The following is an 18,298-nucleotide window of genomic DNA, read 5'->3' as shown; positions in this document are numbered from 1 at the left end:
GCCCGGGCCGGGTCCGGGCCGCCTCGTCCCTCAGAGGCCGTCCCTCGACGTCAGGACGCGCGGGCCGCCGTCCGTGATCGCCACGGTGTGCTCCACGTGGGCGGCCCGGGAGCCGTCGTTGGTACGCAGGGTCCAGCCGTCGGGGGCCGCGTGGTAGTCGTCCCGGCCGCCGGCGGTCAGCATGGGCTCGATGGCGAGGACCATGCCGTGCCGCAGCGGGAGCCCGCGCCCCGGGCGGCCTTCGTTGGGCACCCCGGGGTCCTCGTGCATGTGCCTGCCGATGCCGTGGCCGCCGAAGTCCTCCATGATCCCGTAGCCGGCCGACCGGCACACCGTGCCGATGGCATGCGCGATGTCGCCGATGCGGTTGCCGACGACGGCCGCCCCGATGCCCGCCTCCAGGGCCCGCTCGGCGGTCTCGATCAGCGTCAGGTCGGCCGGGCGCGGGGTGCCCACCACGAAGCTGAGCGCCGAGTCGCCGGCCCAGCCCTCCAGGAGGGCGCCGCAGTCGATGGAGACCAGGTCCCCGTCGCGCAGCCGGTAGCCGTCCGGGATGCCGTGCACGATCGCGTCGTTCACCGAGGCGCAGATGACACCCGGGAAGGGCGTCGGCGCGAAGGAGGGCCGGTACCCGAGGAACGGCGAGCCCGCGCCCGCCTCCCGCAGCACCTCGTGCGCCACCGCGTCCAGCTCCAGCAGGGACACGCCCACGTCGGCGGCCTGCCGTACGGCGGTCAGGGCGCGCGCGACGACCTGTCCGGCCGCGTGCATGGCGTCGATCGATGTGTCCGTCTTCAGTTCCACCATGCCAATTACTATACCGGTATTTGAATTGGGTTCGCGACCTGGCGCGATGTGCGGCGCACCCGGGACCCGGGACCCGGGACCCGGGACCCGTGACCCGGGACCCGGGACCGGTACGGGAAACCGGTATTAGAATGACGACATGGTACGCACCCCTCTGACCCCCGAAGAGCGCGAGCGCGGCGAGCGGCTCGGGCGCCTGCTGCGCGCGGCCCGCGGTGAGCGGAGCATGACGGCGGTGGCCGCCCAGGCCGGAATCTCCGCCGAGACCCTCCGCAAGATCGAGACCGGCCGGGCACCCACCCCGGCGTTCTTCACGGTGGCCGCGCTGGCAGCCGCGCTGGGGCTGTCCATGGACGAGCTGGTGGGCAGGTGTGTGCCCGTGCCGGCCTGAGGCACCCGCACTCACCCACAGGAGTGCGAAACGTGATCGACACCGCGCCTTGGCGACGATGGTCTTGGCAAGCCCGTCCGGCCAGGCTTACGTTCGTCCCTCTACGGCCTGCTCTACGGGCGTAGAGGCTCTGACGTCGTGTCGAAGGAGCAGCTCATGGCCAACGTCGTACGTGCCGCTCTGGTCCAGGCCACCTGGACCGGCGACACCGAGTCCATGGTGGCGAAACACGAGGAGCACGCCCGCGAGGCCGCCAGGCGGGGCGCGCGGGTCATCGGGTTCCAGGAGGTGTTCAACGCCCCCTACTTCTGCCAGGTCCAGGACCCCGAGCACTACCGCTGGGCCGAGCCCGTGCCCGACGGCCCGACCACCCGCCGCATGCGGGCCCTCGCCCGCGAGACCGGCATGGTGATCGTCGTCCCCGTCTTCGAGGTCGAGCAGTCCGGCTTCTACTACAACACCGCGGCCGTGATCGACGCCGACGGCACCGTCCTCGGGACGTATCGCAAGCACCACATCCCGCAGGTCAAGGGATTCTGGGAGAAGTTCTACTTCCGCCCCGGCAACTTGGGCTGGCCCGTCTTCGACACCGCGGTCGGCAAGGTCGGCGTCTACATCTGCTACGACCGGCACTTCCCGGAGGGCTGGCGCCAACTCGGCCTCGGCGGCGCCCAGCTCGTCTACAATCCGTCCGCCACCCACCGCGGCCTCTCCGCCCACCTGTGGCAGCTCGAACAGCCCGCCGCGGCCGTCGCCAACGAGTACTTCGTCGCCGCCATCAACCGGGTCGGCGTCGAGGAGTACGGCGACAACGACTTCTACGGCACGTCGTACTTCGTGGACCCGCGCGGGCAGTTCGTCGGGGAGACGGCCAGCGACACCAAGGAGGAACTCGTCGTCCGCGACCTGGACTTCGACCTCATCGACGAGGTGCGGCAGCAGTGGGCCTTCTACCGCGACCGCCGCCCCGACGCCTACGAGGGGCTGGTGCGGCCGTGACCCGTGACCTCTTCGCCCGCCACCGCGCCGTCCTGCCCGACTGGCTCGCCCTCTACTACGAGGACCCGCTGGAGATCACCCACGGCGAGGGCCGGTACGTCTGGGACGCCGCCGGGAACAAGTACCTGGACTTCTTCGGCGGCATCCTCACCACGATGACCGCGCACGCCCTGCCCGAGGTCACCAAGGCCGTCGCCGAGCAGGCCGGGCGGATCAACCACTCCTCGACCCTGTACCTCAACCGGCCCATGGTCGAACTCGCCGAACGCGTCGCCCAGCTGTCCGGCATCCCCGACGCCCGCGTCTTCTTCACCACCTCCGGCACCGAGGCCAACGACACCGCCCTGCTGCTCGCCACCGCCCACCGCCGCAGCAACGCGATCCTGGCGATGCGCAACAGCTACCACGGCCGCTCCTTCAGCTCCGTCGGCATCACCGGCAACCGCGGCTGGTCCCCGACCTCCCTCTCCCCGCTCCAGACCCTCTACGTCCACGGCGGCGTCCGCACCCGCGGCCCCTACGCCCACCTGGACGACCGGGACTTCATCGACGCCTGCGTCGCCGACCTGTCGGACCTGCTCGGCCACACCCGCGCCCCCGCCGCCCTGATCGCCGAACCCGTGCAGGGCGTCGGCGGCTTCACCTCCCCGCCGGACGGCCTGTACGCCGCCTTCCGCGAGGTGCTGCACGAGCGGGGCATCCTGTGGATCTCCGACGAGGTGCAGACCGGCTGGGGCCGCACCGGCGAGCACTTCTGGGGCTGGCAGGCCCACGCAAGGAGCGGCCCGCCGGACATCGTCACCTTTGCCAAGGGCATCGGCAACGGCATGTCGATCGGCGGTGTCGTCGCCCGCGCCGAGATCATGAACTGCCTGGACGCCAACAGCATCTCCACCTTCGGCGGCACCCAGGTCACCATGGCCGCGGGCCTCGCCAACCTCAACCACCTCCTGGAACACGACCTCCAGGGCAACGCCCGGCGCGTCGGCGGCCTGCTCATCGAGCGCCTGCGCGCCGTCGCCGCCCAGGTGCCGCACGTGCGCGAGGTACGCGGGCGCGGGCTGATGATCGGCGTGGAGCTGACCCGGCCCGGCACCGACCAGGCCGCCCCCGAGGCGGCGTCCACCGTACTGGAGGAGGCCCGCGCCGGCGGGCTGCTCGTCGGCAAGGGCGGCGGCCACAGCACCAGCGTCCTGCGCGTCGCCCCGCCGATGTCCCTCACCGTCGCGGAGGCCGAGGAGGGCGCCGCGATCCTCGAACGCGCCCTGCGGAGCATCTGACCGCCTGATCACCGCGGGACGAGCCCAGGAGAGGCCGCCATGGATACGACCACCCCGCAGCCCCCGGCCCGGCAGCCCTGGGAACCGGCCCTGTCGGTCCGTCAGGTCCTCGGCCTCGAACGGGTGCGGGCCGGACAGCCCGAGGTGGTGGCCGGAGCGCACCGCCTCGACCGGCCCGTGCGCTGGGTGCACGTCGCCGAGGCCGCCGACGTCGGGGTGATGCTCAGCGGCGGCGAGATGGTCCTCACCACCGGTGTGCTGCTCGCCGGTGACGAGGACCGGCAGGGGGAGTACATCCGTTCACTGGACCGCGCCGAGGCCGCCGCCGTCGTGCTCGGCCTCGGCCGTGCCTTCCCCGCCCCGCCCGAGGTCATGCGCAGCGCGGCCGAGCGCTGCGGGCTGCCCATGGTGGTACTGCACCGGCCCTTCCCCTTCGCCGAACTGACCGAGGAGGTGCAGTCCCGGCTGCTGCGCCGCAAGTTCGCCGCCGTCAGCCTCTCCGAGGCCGTCCGCACCGAGCTGACCGGTCTGATCACCGCGGGCGCCCCGGTGCAGCGCCTGCTCGACGAGGTGGCCCGGCACGCCGGCTGCCCGGTCGTCGTCACCAACCTCGCCCACCGGGTCCTCGCCACGGCGGGGGAGCGGGCCGCCGTCGACGACGTACTGCGGGACTGGGAGCGCATCGCCCGCCAGGCAGGCGCCGGCTCGGCCGACGGCTGGGTCCGCGCCGAACTGACCTGCCGGGGCGAGGGCTGGGGGCGCCTGGTGCTGTGCGGCTACCGGGGCGAGCGGGCCGCCGGACGCCTGCTCGCCGACCGCGCGGCCGAGGCGCTCGTCCTGCACCGCATGCTCGCCGGTGACGGCACGCACCCGGGCGTTCCCGCGGGCTCCCGGGACGCGTGGGACTCCTGGGAGGAGCAGTCCGCGCGGAGCCTGCTCACCGACCTGGTCAGCGGAGCGGTACCGGCGCGGCAACTGCTGCCCCGGGCCCGGGCCGCCGGTCTGCCCGTCAACCGGCGCGTCTTCGTCCCCCTCGTCGTCCGCGAGCGCGAGAGCGCCCGGCCGGCCCGGGTACTGCGGCGCCTCGGCCTGCCCGGTCTCGCCGCCCGCCTCGCCGACGACCACGTCGCCGTCCTGCTCAGCCTCGCCCCCGACCAGGACGCCAGGGCGCTCACCGCCCACTTCGCGGCCCGGCTGCGTGCGGAACCGGACAACTCCCACGCGGTGGTCGCCGCCGCCGACGCCCGGGCCGACTGGAGCGACGTGCCCGCCGGGCTGCGCGAGGCCCAGCACGTCGCCGACGCGGTCGCCGACTCCGCGGCGGCCGCCCTGGACCTGCCGCCGGTCGTGCGGCTGCGCGACATCCACCTGCGCGGTCTGGTGCGGCTGCTGCGCGACGACCCGCACGTGCAGTCCTTCGCCGAACGCGAGCTGGACGGACTCCTGCGCGGCCCCGACCGGGACCTGCTGCCCGTGCTGCGCACCTACCTCGCCACCGGCCGCAACAAGTCCCGCACCGCCCAGCTCCACCACGTCTCCCGGCCCGCCCTCTACCGGCGCCTCGAAGCCATACAGGGCCGCCTCGGCGTCGACCTCGACGACTTCGAGCAGGCGGCCTCCGTGCACATCGCGCTCCTCGCCCACGACGCACAGCAGGGGTGACACCGTGCAATGCCCGACCCCCGCAGACGTGACACCGTGCCACTCATCTCGGCCACCGCCGGTCCCTAGTCTCGCCGTACACCGAGCGCCACAGCGAGCGATTCGAGCGAGTGGAGGCCGAAGATGAGCCGAGTGATCCGTGCCGCGCTCTTCCAGACCGCCTGGACGGGCGACAAGGAATCGATGATCCAGGTCCACGAGCAGGCGGTGCGCGACGCCGCCGCCCAGGGCGCACAGGTCATGTGCTTCCAGGAGCTGTTCTACGGACCGTACTTCTGCCAGGTCCAGGACCCCGAGTTCTACGCGTACGCCGAGAGCGTCCCGGACGGCCCGGTCGTCGAGCGCTTCCAGCGGCTCGCCCGCGAACACGGCATCGTCCTGGTGCTCCCCATGTACGAGGAGGAGCAGCCCGGCGTCCTCTACAACACCGCCGCCGTCATCGACGCCGACGGCTCCTACCTCGGCAAGTACCGCAAGACGCACATCCCGCAGGTGCGCGGCTTCTGGGAGAAGTTCTACTTCCGCCCCGGCAACAGCGGCTGGCCGGTCTTCGACACCGCCGTCGGCAAGGTCGGCGTGTACATCTGCTACGACCGGCACTTCCCCGAGGGCTGGCGGGCGCTGGGCCTCGAAGGCGCCGAGATCGTCTTCAACCCGTCGGCCACCTCGCGCGGCCTGTCCGGCTACCTGTGGCAGCTGGAGCAGCCGGCGGCCGCCGTCGCCAACGAGTACTTCGTCGGCGCCATCAACCGCGTCGGCGTCGAGGAGTACGGCGACAACGACTTCTACGGCACCTCGTACTTCGTCGACCCCGAGGCCCAGTTCGTCGGCGAGGTGGCGAGTGACAAGGAGACCGAACTCGTCGTCCGCGACCTCGACCTGGCCAAGCTGCGCGAGGTCCGCGACCGCTGGCAGTTCTACCGCGACCGCGCGCCGGGCGCCTACTCCCCGCTGACCGCGCCCTGACCTTCCCGGGGCCCCTGACAGGAGGGAACAGCAGCATGAGCAGCCGTACCGTCATCCGCGGCGGCCTCGTCATCACCGCCTCCGACGAGATCCACGCCGACGTCCTGATCGAGGACGGCCGCGTCGCCGCCCTCGCCGCGACCGGCACCCCGGCCGCCGAGGCGTTCACCGCCGAGAACGTCATCGACGCGAGCGGCAAGTACGTCATCCCGGGCGGCGTCGACGGGCACACCCACATGGAGATGCCCTTCGGCGGCACCTACGCCGCCGACACCTTCGAGACCGGCACCCGCGCCGCCGCCTGGGGCGGCACGACCACCATCGTCGACTTCGCCATCCAGAGCGTCGGGCACTCCCTGCGCGAGGGCCTGGACGCCTGGCACGCCAAGGCCGAGGGCAACTGCGCCATCGACTACGGCTTCCACATGATCGTCTCCGACGTGAACCAGGAGACGCTCAAGGAGATGGACCTGCTGGTGGAGGAGGGGGTGACCTCCTTCAAGCAGTTCATGGCCTACCCCGGCGTCTTCTACTCCGACGACGGACAGATCCTGCGCGCCATGCAGCGCGCCGCCGGGAACGGCGGCCTGATCATGATGCACGCCGAGAACGGCATCGCCATCGACGTCCTCGTCGAGCAGGCCCTCGCCCGCGGCGAGACCGACCCCCGCTTCCACGGCGAGGTCCGCAAGGCCCTGCTGGAGGCCGAGGCCACCCATCGCGCCATCCGGCTGGCCCAGGTCGCCGGGGCGCCGCTGTACGTCGTGCACGTCTCGGCGACCGAGGCGGTGGCCGAACTGACCCGGGCCCGCGACGAAGGCCTCCCCGTCTTCGGCGAGACCTGCCCGCAGTACCTGTTCCTGTCCACCGACAACCTCGCCGAGCCCGGCTTCGAGGGCGCCAAGTACGTGTGCAGCACGCCGCTCCGGCCGAAGGAACACCAGGCGGCGCTGTGGCGGGGCCTGCGCACCAACGACCTCCAGGTGGTCTCCACCGACCACTGCCCCTTCTGCTTCACCGGCCAGAAGGAGCTGGGCCGCGGCGACTTCTCCAAGATCCCCAACGGGATGCCGGGCGTCGAGAACCGCATGGACCTGCTCCACCAGGCCGTCGTCGACGGGCACATCGGCCGCCGCCGCTGGATCGAGATCGCCTGCGCCACCCCGGCCCGCATGTTCGGCCTGTACCCGAAGAAGGGCACCATCGCGCCCGGCGCCGACGCCGACATCGTCGTCTACGACCCGCACGCCGAGCAGGTCATCTCCGCCGAGACCCACCACATGAACGTCGACTACTCGGCGTACGAGGGCAGGCGGATCACCGGCCGGGTGGAGACCGTGCTCTCGCGCGGCGAACCGGTCGTCACCGAGCGGGAGTACACCGGGCGCAAGGGCCACGGCGCCTACACCCCGCGCGCCACCTGCCAGTACCTGAACTAGGAGCGGTGCCCATGGACTTCGGACTCGTCCTGCAGACCGACCCGCCGGCCTCCCGTGTCGTGGAGCTGATGCGGCGGGCCGAGCGCAACGGCTTCAGCCACGGCTGGACCTTCGACTCCGCCGTGCTGTGGCAGGAGCCGTTCGTGATCTACAGCCAGGTCCTGGCCAACACCAGCACGCTGAAGATCGGCCCGATGGTCACCAACCCGGGCACCCGCACCTGGGAGGTGACCGCCTCCACCTTCGCCACCCTCAACGACATGTTCGGCAACCGCACCGTCTGCGGCATCGGCCGCGGCGACTCCGCGATGCGGGTGGCCGGCCGCAAGCCCAACACCCTCGCCCGCATAAGCGAAGCCATCAAGGTCATCCGCGCGCTGGGCAGGGGAGAGGAGGCCGACCTCGGCGGCGGCACCGTCGTCCGCTTCCCCTGGACCAGGCCCGGCGCCGAAGTCCCCGTGTGGATGGCCGCGTACGGTCCCAAGGCCCTGAAGATGACCGGCGAGGAGGCCGACGGCTTCATCCTCCAGCTCGCCGACCTCTACCTCACCGAGTACATGGTCAAGGCCGTCCGGGACGCCGCCGAGGCCGCCGGACGCGACCCCGCCGAGGTGACGGTCTGCGTCGCCGCCCCCGCCTACGTCACCGCCGACGACTCGCCACAAGCCCTCGCCCACGCGCGGGAGCAGTGCCGCTGGTTCGGCGGCATGGTCGGCAACCACGTCGCCGACCTGGTCGCCAAGTACGGCGCCCACACCGGTGCCGTGCCCGACGAACTCACCGACTACATCAAGGCCCGCGAGGGCTACGACTACGCCCACCACGGGCGCAGCGGCAACCCGGACACGCAGTTCGTGCCGGACGAGATCGTCGACCGGTTCTGCCTGATCGGGCCGGTCGAGAAGCACATCGAGAAGCTGACCGCCCTGCGCGCCCTCGGCGTCGACCAGTTCGCGCTGTACGCCATGCACGACGCGCGGGAAGCCGTGATCGACACCTACGGCAGCCAGGTCATCCCGGCCGTCAACGCCTGAGCCACCCCGGCCCGCCCCGCACCCGGGGGCGGGCCCCAGGGCGCAACCGCGCACCCCCCTCGGCACCGCCCGCACGGCCTCTCCCGTCCCACCGCATGATTGGCCTGCCCATGACCGACACCGCGCCCACGGCCATACCGCCGTCCGCCCAAGTCACCCTCCCCGACGGGCGCGTGGAGCTCGCCCCCGGCTCCCCGCCGCCGAGCGGCCCCTACGCCAACGAGGACCTGCTGCCCGTCCCCGTCGAGGGGCGCACCTGGACCACGTACAACTTCTCCGCCCTGTGGGTCGGCATGGCCCACAACACGGCCTCCTGGACGCTCGCCTCCGGTCTCATCGCGGTCGGCATGGACTGGAAGCAGGCGGTGCTCACCATCGCCCTGGCCAACCTCATCGTGCTCGCGCCCATGCTGCTCACCGGACACGCCGGACCCAGGTACGGCATCCCCTTCCCGGTGTTCGCCCGCGCCTCCTTCGGCATCCGGGGCGCCAACCTGCCCGCCGTCGTACGGGCGTTGGTGGCGTGCGGCTGGTTCGGCATCCAGACCTGGATCGGCGGCGAGGCGATCTACTTCCTGGCCGGCAAGCTGATCGGCGACGGCTGGACGAACGCGGGGACGTTCGGCGGCCACGCCTGGACCATGTGGCTGTCCTTCGCCATCTTCTGGGCGCTCCAGGTCGCCATCATCTACCGGGGCATGGAGACCATCCGCCGCTTCGAGAACTGGGCGGCGCCCTTCGTCCTCGTCGGCGCCTTCGTGATGCTCTGGTGGATGGCCGACAAGGCGGGCGGCTTCGGCCCGCTCTTCGACCAGCCCTCCAAGCTCGGCTGGGGCGGCGACTTCTGGAAGCTGTTCTGGCCCTCCCTGATGGGCATGATCGGCTTCTGGTCCACCCTGTCCCTCAACATCCCGGACTTCACCCGCTACGGCAAGAGCCAGAAGGCCCAGACCCGCGGCCAGGCCCTCGGCCTGCCCACGACGATGACCCTGTTCGCCTTCCTCTCCGTGATGGTCACCTCGGGCAGCCAGGCCGTGTACGGCGAACCGATCTGGAACCCGGTCCAGCTCGCCGCGAAGACGGACAGCGTCGTGGGCCTGCTCTTCGCCCTCGTCACCGTCCTGGTGGCCACCCTGTCCGTGAACATCGCGGCCAACCTGGTCTCCCCGGCCTTCGACTTCTCCAACGTCGCCCCGCGCAAGGTCAGTTTCCGGACGGGCGCGCTCATCACGTCCGTCCTGGCGGTACTGATCTTCCCGTGGAAGCTGTACTCCGACCCGCAGGGCTACATCTTCACCTGGCTCGGCCTGGTCGGCGGCCTGCTCGGCACCGTGGCCGGCATCCTCATCGCCGACTACTGGATCCTGCGCCGCGCCCGGCTGCACCTCGTCGACCTGTACCGCAGGGGAGGACGCTACTGGTACGACGGCGGCTGGAACTGGCGGGCGGTCCTCGCCTTCGTCATCGGCGGCGTCCTGGCCATCGGCGGCGCCGACTTCCACCCCCTGGTCGACGGCCGCCCCGTACCGTTCCTCGAACCGCTGGCCGACTACGGCTGGGCGGTGGGCCTGGGCACGTCCCTGGTGCTCTACCTGATCCTGATGCGGCTGCTCCCGGCGACCCGGCCCGGCGCCGACGCGACCGCAAGCCTCAACCGTTCCACCTGATCACCGACCGGGTCAGCCCAGGTTGTCGGTCGACACGGTCCCGGTGCCGCGGTCGAGAACCGCCGCCGTCCCCCAGCCGCGCAGATCGTTGCCCGTGACCCAGGCACCCCGGCAGCCGGCCATCACCGCGATGCCCGCCTCGGCGCCGGCGCCCTCGCCGGGTCGGGACACGTTGCCCCGGCACGACACGTTCACGGCGTTCCCGCCGACGCGGACGGCGTAGGTGCCCGCCGTCCCGGCCGAACCCGCACCGGTGATCCGGTTGTCGCGCAGGGCGATGTCGGAGGAGGCGGCCGAGATACCGTTGCGGGCCGGGTCCAGCACGGTGTTCTGGGCGATCAGCGCTCCGGTCGAACCGCTGTCGACGCCGATGCCGTCACCGTCGACGTCCGAGAGGTGGTTGCCGGTGACCAGGGCGTCGGGGCAGCCCTGGAGCTGGATGCCCTGGGCGTTCCCGCCGGACGGGTGGCGGGTCGTGGCCACGGTGTTGCCGGTGACCGACACCCCGTCGGTCTGCCCGACGTAGATGCCGGTCTCGCCGTCCACCCCGCGGACGAGGTTGTCGCTGACGACCAACGAACTGTTGCGCCCCGTACCGGTGTTGGACACCACGATCGCGCCCCCGGTGCCGGTCCCGCGCACGGTGTTGCCGGTCACCGCGATGTCATGGAGCGGGTTGCCGGAACCGGAGCTGACGTAGATGCCGGTGACCGCCGCCGAGTCGATCGTGTTGCCGGCGATCACCGACTGCTGCCAGTCGGTGGCGCGGACGCCGTACGCGCCGCTGCTCTCGACCCTGTTGCCGAGCACGCGGATGTTCCGGTGCAGGGGGCGGGGCGAGTCGGCGGACGCGACGTAGTGGTCGCCGCACAGCGCGTCGAAAGGAGCGTTGCCGGGCGACGAGTTGCGCATCGTGCAGCCGGAGATCAGCACGTCCTCACAGGGGGTGCCGTCGTAGTCGGGCGCCGGCAGGTTGTAGACGTTGGTCGCGCCGGTGATCTGCACGGCCTCGTGCCGGTTGGGCACGGCCGGCACGCCGGGCGCCACGTACACCCCGTCGAAGAGGCAGTCGGTGATCCTGACCCGCCGTACCGCGTTGAGTTCGACGGCGTGTGCCTCGGGCACGTCGAGCACGGTGACGTCGCGGACGGTGAAGCCGTCGGCGTGGGTGAAGACGAACGCGGGGCAGGTCGAGGTGAACCGGCTGCCGCGCATGTCCCAGGTGCCGCCGTGGACGGATATGTTGCCGACCCCGCCGTAGCCGCCGACCGCGGGCATGCCCCCGGTGTAGTTCTTCACCAGGGCCGAGGTGTTGCCGGTGCGGAAGAGCAGGGCCCCATGCGCGCGGACGGTCATGCCCTGACCGAGCAGCAGGGACTCCCCCAGCGGGTAACTGCCCGCCGGTACCAGCAGCGTCGCTCCGCCGCCCGGGACCTCCCGCGCCGCGGCCAGCGCCCGCCGGAAGGCCGCGGTGTCGTCGGTGACGCCGTCACCGACCGCCCCGTGGGCCCGCACGTCGAAGACGGGGCCGGTCGCGGCGTCCGTCCCGGCGGCGACGGCCGACGGAGCCGCCGTCACCTGGGCGGCACCGACGGCGCCGAAGAGGCCGCCGGTCGCGAGCATGAGGGCGCGTCTGTCCATGGGGTGTCTTCCTCCGGGGAGTGTCGTGGCACGGGGTGCGGCCACGGCGCTCGAGCCGGGACGGACGCGTCGGGCCGCGTGGCCATCCTGCCACCCGAGTTGACGAGGGCGCGCCGTGGACCGTACGCGTCCGGCCCACGGCGCCGGGAGAGGGCTCAGCCGTCCTGCAGGGCGGCCACCGCCTCCTTGGCCGCCTTGATGGCGCCCTTGTTGATCTCGGTCGTCCCTGGGGCCTTCTTCGACTCGAAGTCGCTGCCGTTGTAGGTGATCATCACCAGGGCGTTGGCGGCGCGGACCAGTACCGTGCCCTCGCGGGTCTGCTGCTTGTCCTCGGTGGTGAGGTTGACGACGGAGTAGGCGCCGTCGCCGAGGCCCGGGACGTCGCCGCCGCCGCTGCGGTCGGCGACGCGCTCCTTGTACGACTTCTGGGCCGCCTCGTCCGTCGCCATCACCTCGAAGGAGACGTCGAGCCAGCGGTAGTCGTATCCCTTGAGCGCGTTCCAGGAACAGGTGCGGCGCACCTTGGTGTCCGTGGACGGGATCTCCTTGCCGGCCGCCTTGGCCCCCGGCACCAGCGAGGTGACCGTCTTGTCGGCCAGGCTCTCGCACGGTGCCGGTGCGGTGGCGTACGTCTTGGCCGCCGCCTCCGTCGCCGGTGCGGACGCCGATCTGTTCGTGGTGTCGGGCGGCGTCTTCTCCTTCGCCGCGGGTGACGTGTCCGGCCCGGACGACAGCGCCCAGCCGGCCGTGGCGAGCACGGCGACCGGCGCCAGACGGGCGGTCAGGGCGAGCGGCAGAGGAAGAGAACGCACGGCGCACTTCTCGTGGGGGACGGTGCGGAGGGTGCCCGCACTGCGGACGGGACGCCAGTGTCACACGAGTCCCCGTGGGGCGGAAGGGCGAACTCGGTGCGTGGCCGGGCGGTGACGCAGACGGATGGGAGGCGGTGACGGCGGTCATGAGGTCTCGCGAGGGGCGGGGCGGGCGGTCGGGGCGGTCAGGGCCGTCTCGATGCGGTCCACGGCGGCGAACGCGCCGTACGCGACAAGGTGCACCAGGCAGTGGTCGGTGTGCTCGGGCCGGCGCCACGCCGCGACGTCCGCGTCCGTGATCCGGTACGGCGCGAGCGCGGCCAGCAGCGCCAGCCGTGCGCCGGGCCGCTCCCTCCGGTCGGGGAACGGGTCCGGCGTGCGGGGCGGGTGCGAGCCGTCCCAGTCGCGCAGCGTGGCGCGTACCAGGTCCTGGTCGTCGGCGTCGAGGAGACCGGCGCCCATCGGGGCGGCGGAGCTCAGCGCCGCGTACGCCGGGCCGACCGGTGTCCCGGCCGCCCACGCCGGTCCCCGGCCGGGGTCGTCCAGCAGGGGAAGCGAGGCGCCGGGTACGGCGGTTCGCCGCACGGTGCGGGACAGCGAGCGGCCCGCCAGGCTCCGCACCGGGCGCAGGCGTTGCGCGCCGGCCGGCAGCAGCGTCTCGGTCACCAGGGAGGACACGACGCGGTTGATGAAGTGGAAGGCCAGCACGGTGCCGAGGTAGCCGGGAGCCTCCTCGGGCGGGAACGGGCGGATCTCGCGCGCCGCACCCGGAACGCGGGTGCGCCGCGCCCAGTCGAGTACGCGCGCGTGCCGCTCGTCCGCCGGCTCCCGCCCCCCGGCCAGCCGTTCGGCCAGGGCGTGGTCGCCGGTGGCGTGCAGCAGCATGGTGTGCGCGTCCACGCAGAACCGGCACTTGTTGGCCTGCGACACCCCGAAGGCGGCGACCTCCTTGCCGGTGCGGTCGCCGGGACCGGCGAGCAGGGACTCGCGCATCAGCGCCCAGGCCGGGGCGACGAGCGCGGGCGCGGAGGAGAGGGCCACGAACGGGGCGGGTTCGGGAATGCCGAAGTCCCGCGCGGCCTGTGCGTAGACCTCGGCGACGTGGCCGGTGGCCGCCTTCGGGGGCAGCGGTTCGGTGTGACGGAAGGGTGTGGGCATGGACAGCAGGGTGCGCCGCCGGGGTGCCCGGCGTCGTCGTACCGCCGGATGCGGTCGGCACTGCGCCGCCGGGGCCCGGCCGGGTGGTGGACTACTTCGCCGGGAGTAGTCCGCAAGCCGTCCACAGGGCCGACGCGAGTGCCGGCCGGGACGCATAGGGTGCGGGCATGAGTGGGCGTCGGATCGATCGCGGACGGCTCGCCGACGTGGTCCTCGCGGCCGTCGTCGGCGCCCTCGGCACGGCGGTCGCCGCCTTCGACGACGACACCACGGCACTCGACCACGTGCTCGTCGTCCTCGCCTCGGCGGCGCTCGCCCTCCACCGCGCCGCCCCGCGCGCGGTGCTGGCCGCCGCCACCGTCCTCGGCACGGCGTACGTCGTGCACGCGCACCCCGGCCCGCTGTCCGCGCTGCCCGTCCTGGGCGCCGTGCACACCGCGGCCCGGGTCGGCCACCGGGGCCTCGCGGCGGCCGGCGGCGCCGTGTTCCTGGCCGGGTACGTGGCCACCGGCCCCGGCACGCAGCACGCGGCCGAACGGGCCGGACTGCTGGCCGGCTGGTTCCTGTGCGCCGTGGTGACCGGTCTCGCCGACCGGAACTGGCAGGCGTACCTGCGCCAGACCGAACAGCGTGCCCTGGAGGCGGAGCGCACCAGGGAGGAGGCGGCCCTGCGCCGCGCCGGGGAGGAACGGCTGCGGATCGCCCGCGAGTTGCACGACTCGCTGACGCACAGCATCTCCATCGTGAAGCTCCAGGCGGGCGTCGCCGTCCACTTGGCGCGCAAACGCGGTGACGAGGTGCCGCCCGCGCTGCTCGCCATCCAGGAGGCCGGTGGCGAGGCGATGCGCGAGCTGCGCTCCGCCCTCCAGGTGCTGCGGGCCGACGAACCGGCCGGCACCCCGGCCCTGCTCGTCGAGCGGGCCCGTGCGGCGGGGCTCGCCGTCGATCTCACGGTCACCGGGGACGAGCGGCCGCTGCCCCGGGCCGTCGACCGGGCCGCCTACCGCATCGTGCAGGAGGCCCTCACCAACGCGGCGCGGCACGCCGGACCGGCGAAGGTGCGGGTCCGCATCGACTACGGCACCCGGAACACGACGGATCACACGACGGATCACACGACGGACCGGACGGGGGAACACATGGGGGAGCTGACGATAGGCGTGGACGACGACGGGGCCGCCGATCCGGACCGCCCGCCGGTGCCCGGCACCGGCCTGACCGGCATGCACGAGCGCGTCAGCGCCCTCGGCGGCACCCTGCGCGCCGCCCCCCGCGCGGAGGGCGGCTTCTCGGTGCGCGCACGGCTCCCGCTGGGGGAGACGGCATGAGCGGCGTCGTCCGGGTCGTGCTCGTCGACGACCAGGCGCTGATGCGGGCCGGTTTCCGGGCGCTGCTCGACGCCGAGGAGGGCATCGAGGTGGTCGGCGAGGCGGCCGACGGGGAGCAGGGGGTGGCGCTGGTGCGGGCCCAGGTGCCCGACGTGGCCCTGGTCGACGTACAGATGCCGGTGATGTCGGGCATCGAGGCGACCCGGCGCATCGCCGCCGACCCGGCCCTCGCCGCCGTACGCGTCGTCATCCTCACCAACTACGGCCTCGACGAGTACGTCTTCGAGGCGCTGCGGGCGGGAGCCGGCGGCTTCCTCCTCAAGGACACCGAGCCCGCCGACCTGCTCCAGGCCATCGACGTGGTGGTGCACGGCGAGGCGCTGCTCTCCCCGTCGGTCACCCGCACCCTGATCGGCGAGTTCGTCGCCCGGCCCCCGGACCGGTCGACCGCGCCCGGCCTGGACGCCCTCACCCGCCGCGAACGCGAGGTCACCGCGCTCGCGGCGCGCGGCCTGAGCAACGAGGAGATCGCCGCCCACATGGTGATCAGCCCGCTGACCGCCAAGACGCACATCAGCCGTGCGATGACCAAGCTGGGCGCCCGGGACCGGGCCCAACTCGTCGTGTTCGCCTACGAGTCGGGCCTGGTCGCGGTACGCGGTACGGCCTAGGAGGCGCAGGAGGGCCTCAGGGCACCCGCGCGGTCCACTCGGCGGAGGAGAACTTCGTGCGCGCCAACTCCCGGGCCCGCGCCAGCTCCTCGTCCGTCACCTTGCCCCGGGACAGCCCGTACCGCCCGCCGAAGGAGGAGATCATCCGCTCGATCACGGCCTCGCGCGCCAGGCCCGTCTGCCGGCGCAGCGGGTCCACCCGCTTCTTCGCGGACTTCGTGCCCTTGTCGGACATCTTCTCCCGCCCGATCCGCAGCACCTGGAGCATCTTGTCCGCGTCGATGTCGTACGACATGGTCACGTGGTGCAGCACGGCACCGGGCCCGCCCCCGGGCCCCACGACCCGCTTCTGCGCGGCGCCCGCGATCTTGCCCTGGTCGGTGGCGATGTCGTTCAGCGGCTGGTACCAGGCGCGGATGCCCATCTCGCCGAGCGCGCCCAGCACCCAGTCGTCGAGGTAGGCGTAGCTGTCCTGGAAGGACAGGCCCTGCACCAGCGCCTCCGGCACGGACAGGGAGTAGGTGATCGTGTTGCCGGGCTCCACGAACATCGCGCCGCCCCCGGAGATCCGGCGGACCACCTCGATGCCGTGCCGGGCGGCGCCCTCGGCGTCCACCTCGTTGCGCAGCGACTGGAAACTGCCGATGATCACCGCGGGGGCGCCCCACTCCCAGACCCTGAGCGTCGGCGGACGCAGGCCCGCGGCGACCTCGGCGGTCAGCACCTCGTCGAGGGCCATGTGCAGGGCGGGGGGCTCGGGTCCCTCGTGGATCAGCTGCCAGTCGTAGTCCGTCCAGTCCGTAGCGTGCGCCAGCGCGCGGCGCACGGCGATGCCGACGCCCTGCGAGGTCAGCCCGTACATGACGGGGCCCTCGGGCACCGCCGCGTCGATCCGCGCGGCGAGCCCCGCCGCGTCCGTGTCCGCCGGGGCGCCCTCCAGCGCGCGGTTCACGGCGTCCAGCGCCTCGTCCGGCTCCAGGAAGAAGTCGCCCGCCACCCGCACGTGCCGCAGCACGCCGTCCTCGGCCGCCACGTCCACGACGACCAGCTTGCCGCCGGGGATCTTGTATTCACCGTGCACCGTTCCGCCTCCGTTCCGCATCCGGCGACAACAGCGCGCCCGACCGGTGTGTTCCCGCCCTCCCGTGCCCGGCCACGCCCTCCCGTGCCCGGCCACGCCCTCCCGTGCCCGGCCACGCCCTCCCGTGCCCGGCCACGCCCTCCCGTGCCCGGCCACGCCCTCCCGTGCCTGGCCACGCCCTCCCGTGCCCGGCCACGCCCTCCCGTGCCTGGCCACGCCCTCCCGTGCCCGGCCACGCCCTCCCGGGCCTGGCCACGCCCTCCCGGGCCCCGCTCCGCCTTTTCGGGCCCCGCTCCGCCCTCCCCGGGCCGGGCGGTCACGCGACACGGGCGGGCACCCGGTCGCCGACGGGCACGGTCAGCCGTACCTCGGTGCCGCCCCCGCGCGCCGGGCCGACGGCGAGGTCGGCGCCGATCAGCAGGGCGCGCTCCCGCATCCCCCGGATCCCGGCGCCCTCGGCGGTCCCACCCGAGTCGTCGAAGCCCCGGCCGTCGTCCCGCACCCGCAGCCGGACGGCGTCACCGGACCGCTCCAGGGACAGCAGCACCAGGCGGGCCCCGGAGTGCCGGGCCGCGTTGGTGAGTCCCTCCTGGGCGACCCGGTAGAGCACCAGGTCGGCGTTGTCGCCGAGACCGGGCAGGCCGGCGGCGATGTCGTGGCGCACGGTCAGCGAAGGCCCGGTGAACTCGTCCGAGAGCGACCTCAGGGCGCTGCCCAGGCCCAGCTCCTCCAGGACCCCCGGGAGCAGCCGGCGGGCGATGCGGCGGATCTCGTCCAGGCTGGCCCGGGTCGTCTCCTGCACCTGCGAGAGCTGCTCACGCACCTCGTCGGGCGCCTGGTCCGCGACCCGCTTGAGATCCAGCAGCACGGCGGCGAGGGTCTGCCCCACCTCGTCGTACAGCTCCTGGGCGACCCGGTGGCGCTCCGACTCCTGCGCGCTCAGCGTGCGGGCGGCGCTCAGGGCGCGTTCGGCCTCCAGCCGGTCGAGCATGGTGTTGAAGGTGGTGATCAGCTCGGCGATCTCGCCGTCGCCGTCGACCTTGGGGCGGACCCGCGGCCGCAGCAGATCGGTCGTGGTCATGGCCCGCGCGAGCTGGCGCAGCGGTCCGAGGCCGATCCGCAGCAGCAGGATGTTGGCGATCAGTATGACCACCAGGCCGGCCGTGAGGATCGCGGCCTCGGTGAGCAGCACGGGGGTCGACACGGTGACCGGTCCCAGCAGCAACGCGGTCGCCGCGATCAGCACCACCGAGTTGAACAGCGAGATTCTCCAGAACAGGGGCACCGCAGCAGCGTCCGGGACGCGCGCCACGGGCGTCCATCGGTTCGCACACCCATTTCCGGCCCGCAGCGCCGTGTACC

16 protein-coding genes are annotated in these 18,298 nt (G+C 73.0%); 10 read left to right on the top strand and 6 right to left on the bottom strand.

The window, feature by feature from the left end:
* Nucleotides 1–30: 30 nt before the first annotated feature.
* Nucleotides 31–807 carry a type I methionyl aminopeptidase gene (gene map, locus ACFV9J_RS20510; RefSeq protein WP_385356120.1) on the bottom strand — a complete coding sequence of 259 codons (777 nt, stop codon included), beginning with the start codon at nt 805–807 and terminating at the stop codon, nt 31–33.
* A 139-nt stretch (nt 808–946) separates the two neighbouring features.
* Here map and ACFV9J_RS20505 point away from each other — a divergent pair, with 139 nt between their 5' ends.
* The 8 genes from ACFV9J_RS20505 to ACFV9J_RS20470 all read left to right on the top strand — a co-directional run bounded on the left by ACFV9J_RS20505 (nt 947) and on the right by ACFV9J_RS20470 (nt 10,245).
* Nucleotides 947–1,198 (top strand): helix-turn-helix domain-containing protein, encoded by a 252-nt coding sequence (locus ACFV9J_RS20505; RefSeq protein WP_385356118.1) that lies wholly within the window; start codon nt 947–949, stop codon nt 1,196–1,198.
* A gap of 156 nt (nt 1,199–1,354) precedes the next feature.
* Nucleotides 1,355–2,197 (top strand): nitrilase-related carbon-nitrogen hydrolase, encoded by an 843-nt coding sequence (locus ACFV9J_RS20500; RefSeq protein WP_385356116.1) that lies wholly within the window; start codon nt 1,355–1,357, stop codon nt 2,195–2,197.
* Nucleotides 2,194–3,477 (top strand): aspartate aminotransferase family protein, encoded by a 1,284-nt coding sequence (locus ACFV9J_RS20495; RefSeq protein ID WP_385356115.1) that lies wholly within the window; start codon nt 2,194–2,196, stop codon nt 3,475–3,477. The genes ACFV9J_RS20500 and ACFV9J_RS20495 overlap by 4 nt, the downstream gene beginning before the upstream one ends.
* Before the next feature lie 39 nt (nt 3,478–3,516).
* Nucleotides 3,517–5,139, top strand: a complete 1,623-nt coding sequence (locus ACFV9J_RS20490) for a PucR family transcriptional regulator (RefSeq protein WP_385356114.1) — start codon at nt 3,517–3,519, stop codon at nt 5,137–5,139.
* A gap of 123 nt (nt 5,140–5,262) precedes the next feature.
* Nucleotides 5,263–6,105 carry a nitrilase-related carbon-nitrogen hydrolase gene (locus ACFV9J_RS20485; protein WP_385356113.1) on the top strand — a complete coding sequence of 281 codons (843 nt, stop codon included), beginning with the start codon at nt 5,263–5,265 and terminating at the stop codon, nt 6,103–6,105.
* 35 nt (nt 6,106–6,140) lie between these two features.
* Nucleotides 6,141–7,544 (top strand): dihydropyrimidinase, encoded by a 1,404-nt coding sequence (gene hydA / locus ACFV9J_RS20480; RefSeq protein ID WP_385356112.1) that lies wholly within the window; start codon nt 6,141–6,143, stop codon nt 7,542–7,544.
* Between the two features lie 11 nt (nt 7,545–7,555).
* Nucleotides 7,556–8,578 (top strand): TIGR03842 family LLM class F420-dependent oxidoreductase, encoded by a 1,023-nt coding sequence (locus ACFV9J_RS20475; protein WP_385356111.1) that lies wholly within the window; start codon nt 7,556–7,558, stop codon nt 8,576–8,578.
* Nucleotides 8,579–8,688: 110 nt separating this feature from the next.
* Complete coding sequence (locus tag ACFV9J_RS20470) at nt 8,689–10,245, top strand: NCS1 family nucleobase:cation symporter-1 (protein ID WP_385356110.1); 1,557 nt, start codon at nt 8,689–8,691, stop codon at nt 10,243–10,245.
* Nucleotides 10,246–10,257: 12 nt separating this feature from the next.
* Here ACFV9J_RS20470 and ACFV9J_RS20465 read toward each other — a convergent pair whose 3' ends face one another.
* The 3 genes from ACFV9J_RS20465 to ACFV9J_RS20455 form a co-directional block, all read right to left on the bottom strand.
* The gene (locus ACFV9J_RS20465) at nt 10,258–11,886 is read right to left on the bottom strand and encodes a right-handed parallel beta-helix repeat-containing protein (protein ID WP_385356109.1); all 1,629 of its coding nucleotides are present in this window, start codon (nt 11,884–11,886) and stop codon (nt 10,258–10,260) included.
* A 155-nt stretch (nt 11,887–12,041) separates the two neighbouring features.
* Nucleotides 12,042–12,698, bottom strand: coding sequence for a hypothetical protein (locus ACFV9J_RS20460; protein WP_385356108.1), 657 nt, complete (start codon nt 12,696–12,698; stop codon nt 12,042–12,044).
* Between the two features lie 144 nt (nt 12,699–12,842).
* Nucleotides 12,843–13,856 (bottom strand): carboxymuconolactone decarboxylase family protein, encoded by a 1,014-nt coding sequence (locus tag ACFV9J_RS20455; protein ID WP_385356107.1) that lies wholly within the window; start codon nt 13,854–13,856, stop codon nt 12,843–12,845.
* Between the two features lie 167 nt (nt 13,857–14,023).
* Between ACFV9J_RS20455 and ACFV9J_RS20450 the strand changes: the two genes are divergently transcribed.
* On the top strand, nt 14,024–15,184 hold the full coding sequence (locus ACFV9J_RS20450; protein WP_385356106.1) for a sensor histidine kinase: 1,161 nt from the start codon (nt 14,024–14,026) through the stop codon (nt 15,182–15,184).
* On the top strand, nt 15,181–15,855 hold the full coding sequence (locus tag ACFV9J_RS20445; RefSeq protein WP_385356104.1) for a response regulator: 675 nt from the start codon (nt 15,181–15,183) through the stop codon (nt 15,853–15,855). The genes ACFV9J_RS20450 and ACFV9J_RS20445 overlap by 4 nt, the downstream gene beginning before the upstream one ends.
* 16 nt (nt 15,856–15,871) lie before the next feature.
* Here ACFV9J_RS20445 and ACFV9J_RS20440 read toward each other — a convergent pair whose 3' ends face one another.
* Nucleotides 15,872–16,936, bottom strand: coding sequence for a biotin/lipoate A/B protein ligase family protein (locus ACFV9J_RS20440; RefSeq protein WP_385356103.1), 1,065 nt, complete (start codon nt 16,934–16,936; stop codon nt 15,872–15,874).
* A gap of 316 nt (nt 16,937–17,252) precedes the next feature.
* Nucleotides 17,253–18,221 (bottom strand): HAMP domain-containing sensor histidine kinase, encoded by a 969-nt coding sequence (locus tag ACFV9J_RS20435; protein ID WP_385356101.1) that lies wholly within the window; start codon nt 18,219–18,221, stop codon nt 17,253–17,255.
* Between the last annotated feature and the right edge of the window lie 77 nt (nt 18,222–18,298).

Origin of the sequence: Streptomyces sp. NPDC059906, assembly GCF_042730645.1 — a bacterium.
In the GTDB taxonomy this organism is placed as follows: Bacteria; Actinomycetota; Actinomycetes; order Streptomycetales; family Streptomycetaceae; genus Streptomyces; species Streptomyces rubrogriseus.
The sequence above is the reverse complement of the archived record's forward strand: the minus strand, read 5'-3'. Positions and strand labels throughout refer to the sequence as shown.